Source organism: Nostoc sp., assembly GCF_036919595.1.
Lineage (GTDB): Bacteria > Cyanobacteriota > Cyanobacteriia > Cyanobacteriales > Nostocaceae > Nostoc.
In genome coordinates this window covers 1-4,413 of sequence record NZ_JBALCO010000188.1, presented here as the reverse complement: position 1 = coordinate 4,413, position 4,413 = coordinate 1, and the positions used below count along the sequence as shown (strand labels likewise).

Below are 4,413 nucleotides of genomic sequence, written 5' to 3'. Positions count from 1 at the left end.
GCATGGTCTTAATCTCCTCGAAGTTATTACTGATGCTTTAGAAGGTAATGTCTCTGTTTTCCTTTCCTCTATTACTACTAGCTAGGCAGTTACTAGAAAATATTAAATCAGCAGCAGTTTTTGTAGGTAGCAGTGGACTTGGCCCCTGGCAAAGTACAGAGATGAGAGCTTTTTTAAACGAATTTGTAGAGAGAGGCTGTCCTGTGATTCCCGTTTTGCTTAAGAATACACCACAGCAGCCTAAACTTCCAATTTTTCTTAAGGGTCATACGTGGGTTGACTTTCGGACAGATGCTGAGGCTATGGAGAACTTAATTTGGGGTATTACTGGAAAGCCGCCAGAGCGAAAACCAAAGCTACAGCCAGTAATTCAAGCCGATGACCTCAGTTCTGAGAAGGGAGTAACCTACACGCAATTGCGAGATTTGCTAGCAGCAGGCAAGTGGAAAGAAGCGGATGAGGAAACTTTAGCTGTCATGCTCAAGGCATCTACCAGGGAAGAGGAAGGCTGGTTTGATACCGAATCTATCAATAATTTTCCCTGTACTGACTTACGCACCATTGACCAACTGTGGGTAAAATATAGTAATGGGTACTTTGGCTTTAGCGTTCAGAAGAAAATTTATCTCGAATGTGGTGGAAAGGCTAACGGTGAATATTATGAAGAAGCCTGGGAAAAATTTGGCGATCGCGTAGGATGGAGAGTGAAAGGTGAGTGGATATTTGGTGAGGAAGATGTAGTTTTTAACACTTTAGCGCCTAAGGGACATTTACCCTTCGGGTGTGAGGGTTGGTGGATTTTGACAACTGAATCTAATGCTTTGTGGGGAGAATCTTTTCTCGCATTTAGACTTATGAAGTTTAATATATAAGCACTTCAGACTTTTATAAATATTTGTAGTAAGGTTGTTTTCAACTAGTTAATCAACATTTCAGAGATTCGATACCTGGCACTGTAGGTTGATAACAATTAGCTTGAATAAACTTTTCTGCTACCTCCTGCACTTCAGTACTTTCTGACACCTTCAAGGTGACTGAAATTCTTGTTTTCCCAATTTAAAATCTCCCCACATCTTTGTAGATGCAGGGAGAGTATTAACAATTAAAAATTGTTTCACATGGGTATTTAAACGCTTTGTGCAAGCACCCCATCTCAAAACTATTCAGCAGCTTTGTTATTAGCCCTATTAGCACGCGCCTCAGCCGAAGCCATCACCTCATCCATATTCTCTAAGACTTCGCCAGGGAAGTTTTCCAAAACTCTGGTAGAAAGAGCAACGCGCCCTTTCCCCTCATCCAAGTCAATAATTACAGCTTTAATTGGCTGACCAACTTGAAATACCTTGTCTAGAGATTCGATGAATTTTTGGCTTACCTGCTTGATATGAAGCAAAGCCCCCATACCATTTAAATCGACAAACACACCAAAAGGTTTGATGCCCGTAACTTTACCTTCCACCAGTTGACCTAGTTCTAATAAGCTGAAGTTGCTAGAACGAGTTGCTAATCGCTGGGAAAGGATAAGTTTGTTGGTGTTACGATTAATTTCCAAAAAACCCACAGTCAGATTTTGACCTTTGAGCGCTTCTAAATTATCACGCTCGGCCAGGTGCGATCGCGGAATAAATCCCCGCAAGGAGAGAATATCGACGGTGACACCACCCTTATTCACACCCATAACCCGTACTTGCACAGTCTGGGCATTTTCCTGCATTTCGGCCAGTCGTTCCCAGATGTGCTGAATTTCCAACTGCTTTCGAGAAAGAGTGACTTGACCTTCTGCATCCTGATCTCGGATAATCAAAAACTGCATTTCCTCTTGCAATGGCAGCACCTCCGATAAATCGGTCACTGCTCTCAAAGAAGCCTCATCGCGCGGCAGAAAAGCTGACGACTTGCCACCAATATCGACATAAGCTCCATCATGGTCAAGTTGGAACACTTTGCCATGTACAACCTGTCCTTTTTGAAACTGGTAGTCGTGTTTTTCTAATGCTTTGGCAAAATCGTCCATCGTAAACGACGAATTGGCTGTTTGAGAAAGTTTCGATTCGGAATTCATGACTTTTGAAGATTAATTGTTATTTGAGATGGTTCTACTGGAGTTTAGATTGTCATTTGTCCTCAAAGTTCTAGTTTGTCCTTAGCGTCGGCAAAGCCGTTACCTTTATCCAGCGCTTAGACTTCTCTATTTGTCTTTGGTTCTTACTAATGACCAATGACAAATGACAAAAAACGAACTTGGCTGTATAGACTTCAGTTCAGTTGACTAAAGAGTTGTTTCACTTGCTCCCAAGCATCAGCAGCAGCTTTAGGATTATAACTGGCACGAAGGTCACAGAAAAATCCGTGATCAGCTCCATCGTAGCGAAACAGACGATAAGGAATTTTATATTTTTCTAACTCTGCTTCAATCTCATCTACTTGTTCGGGTGGGATGCTAGTATCTTCTCTACCAAAGAAGGCATAGAGAGTACCCGGAATTTCTTTTGTGCGAGTAATAGTGGGAGCGCCACCTCCTGGTGTGCGGGTGGCAATTCCAGCACCGTAGAAGGAAGCTGTAGCTTTAATATCTGGTAAGGTGGCTGCAAGATATGCGACATGACCCCCAAAGCAAAAGCCAATACAGCCAAAGCCATCTTTTTTCACTTGGGGCAAGCTTTTGAGGTAGTCAATTGCTGATTGAATATCGCTCAATAACTCTGATGCTTGAGTTTGCATGGCGTAGCCTCTGCCCATTTCAATATCTTCGGGTGTGTATCCGATTTCCAAGCCAGGAGCAGTCCGTTGGAAAAGTGCAGGTGCGATCGCTACATACCCAAGTTTGGCAATCCGTTCTGTAACATCCCGAATGTGAACGTTGACACCAAAAATCTCCTGCAATACCACGACTCCTGAGTAAGATCCAGATTCTTTTGGCTCTGCCACATAAGCAGACACTTGAATATTATCTTGCAAAAGATTAACCGTTGTGGTAGTTATTGCTTGCTCTGTCATAATAATTTTTACCAGTGCTATGTGATTAGCCGTGTGTTTATTTGATATAACTATGCCAGTATGACGAGATTTTTTGTAATTAAATTATCAATTACCAATAATGAGCGCATTAGAAATTTCTCTTAGAAAAACTTCATATGTAAATAAAATATTTGAAATGTAGCAAATGCAGCTAGTCACTAAAGGAGTGCTGAGTTAAAAGGCTGAGTCCTGAGTAGGAAAGCAACACTCAGCACTCAGCATGGGCTAAACCATAGCTATCCGCTAACAGCACGGGCTAAACCATAGCTATTCGCTAACAGCACTTAGTATTCAGGAGGTTTGGTGATGATTCAATTCCGTATTCAGTCAGACAGCGAAATTCCCGCATCAACCCAGCTGTTTAATCAAATCCGGTTTGCGATCGCTTCTCGGCAATATCCACCTGCTTACAAATTACCAAGTACACGGGCGCTGGCAATGCAAACTGGGTTACACCGTAATACTATCAGCAAAGTTTACCGTCAACTGGAGGAAGACGGATTTGTTGAAAGTATGGCTGGTTCCGGAATTTATGTTCGTGCCCAAGGTCATGAGGGCGGTAGCAGGCTGCAATCACCAATTCTCAAACAACATCCTGATGCATATCAAGTTGTCCAGCAAGCACTTGACGAGCTGCTCTCTCAAGGATGTTCACTCAATCAAGCTAGAGAGCTATTTTTAGCGGAGGTTGACTGGCGCTTGCGTTGTAGTGCGCGGGTACTGGTTGCAGTTCCATCTTATGACATAGGTGCTGGTGAGTTGATGGTGTATGAATTAGAGCGAGCTTTGAAAATACCAGTCCAGTTGGTAGCAATGGAAGAATTAACAGTTGCGTTAGATAAAACTACCTCTGCGACAGTAGTCACAAGTCGGTATTTTATCAGTAATGTGGAGGCGATCGCTGCTCCTAAAGCTGCACGGGTGATTCCTTTGGATATCTACGACTACACCAAAGAACTCAACTTATTGAAAACCCTACCAAAACAAAACTGTGTAGGTATAGTTAGCCTCAGTTCCGGGATTGCACGAGCAGCAGAAGTCATCCTGCACGGTCTACGTGGTGATGAACTACTGGTGATGACTTCGCAACCAAAAGATGCCTATAAACTTCAGGCAATGGTTAAGCGGGCTGAGGTAATAATAAGTGATCAAGCCAGTTTTGCGGCAGTGCAAGCAGCCGTACAAGCATTTGATGAAGATATTATTCGTCCACCAAAGCTGATTAAGGTTGAAAATTATATCGGGACAAACTCGATTAACTTGCTAAAACGAGAACTGGGTTTAGGTTAATTTCAAGATAATTCGTAACTGCCCAGGTAGGAATGTCAGGAATATTCCCATGAGGGAAGAAAGATGGTAGTGTTCAAGCATGAATCCAGAAGAAAAAGATCAAAA

Annotated in this window: 4 protein-coding genes; 2 read left to right on the top strand and 2 right to left on the bottom strand. The window is 42.6% G+C overall.

The window, feature by feature from the left end; translation table 11 throughout:
* Positions 1–47 precede the first annotated feature (47 nt).
* The gene (locus V7K21_RS29140) at positions 48–872 is read left to right on the top strand and encodes a GUN4 domain-containing protein (RefSeq protein ID WP_335179383.1); all 825 of its coding nucleotides are present in this window, start codon (positions 48–50) and stop codon (positions 870–872) included.
* A 287-nt stretch (positions 873–1,159) separates the two neighbouring features.
* On the opposite strand, the gene V7K21_RS29135 is transcribed toward V7K21_RS29140, so the two are convergent.
* Positions 1,160–2,062, bottom strand: coding sequence for a S1 RNA-binding domain-containing protein (locus V7K21_RS29135; RefSeq protein WP_335135670.1), 903 nt, complete (start codon positions 2,060–2,062; stop codon positions 1,160–1,162).
* Between the two features lie 194 nt (positions 2,063–2,256).
* Positions 2,257–2,997 carry a dienelactone hydrolase family protein gene (locus tag V7K21_RS29130; protein WP_335179381.1) on the bottom strand — a complete coding sequence of 247 codons (741 nt, stop codon included), beginning with the start codon at positions 2,995–2,997 and terminating at the stop codon, positions 2,257–2,259.
* 327 nt (positions 2,998–3,324) lie between these two features.
* On the opposite strand from V7K21_RS29130, the gene V7K21_RS29125 reads away from it, so the two are divergent.
* Positions 3,325–4,308, top strand: a complete 984-nt coding sequence (locus V7K21_RS29125; RefSeq protein ID WP_335179379.1) for a GntR family transcriptional regulator — start codon at positions 3,325–3,327, stop codon at positions 4,306–4,308.
* The last annotated feature ends 105 nt before the right edge of the window (positions 4,309–4,413 follow it).

Coding starts and splice junctions, on each gene's coding strand:
- V7K21_RS29140 (WP_335179383.1), top strand. CDS start 48: ATGTCTCTGTTTTCCTTTCCTCTATTACTACTAGCTAGGCAGTTACTA.
- V7K21_RS29135 (WP_335135670.1), bottom strand. CDS start 2,062: ATGAATTCCGAATCGAAACTTTCTCAAACAGCCAATTCGTCGTTTACG.
- V7K21_RS29130 (WP_335179381.1), bottom strand. CDS start 2,997: ATGACAGAGCAAGCAATAACTACCACAACGGTTAATCTTTTGCAAGAT.
- V7K21_RS29125 (WP_335179379.1), top strand. CDS start 3,325: ATGATTCAATTCCGTATTCAGTCAGACAGCGAAATTCCCGCATCAACC.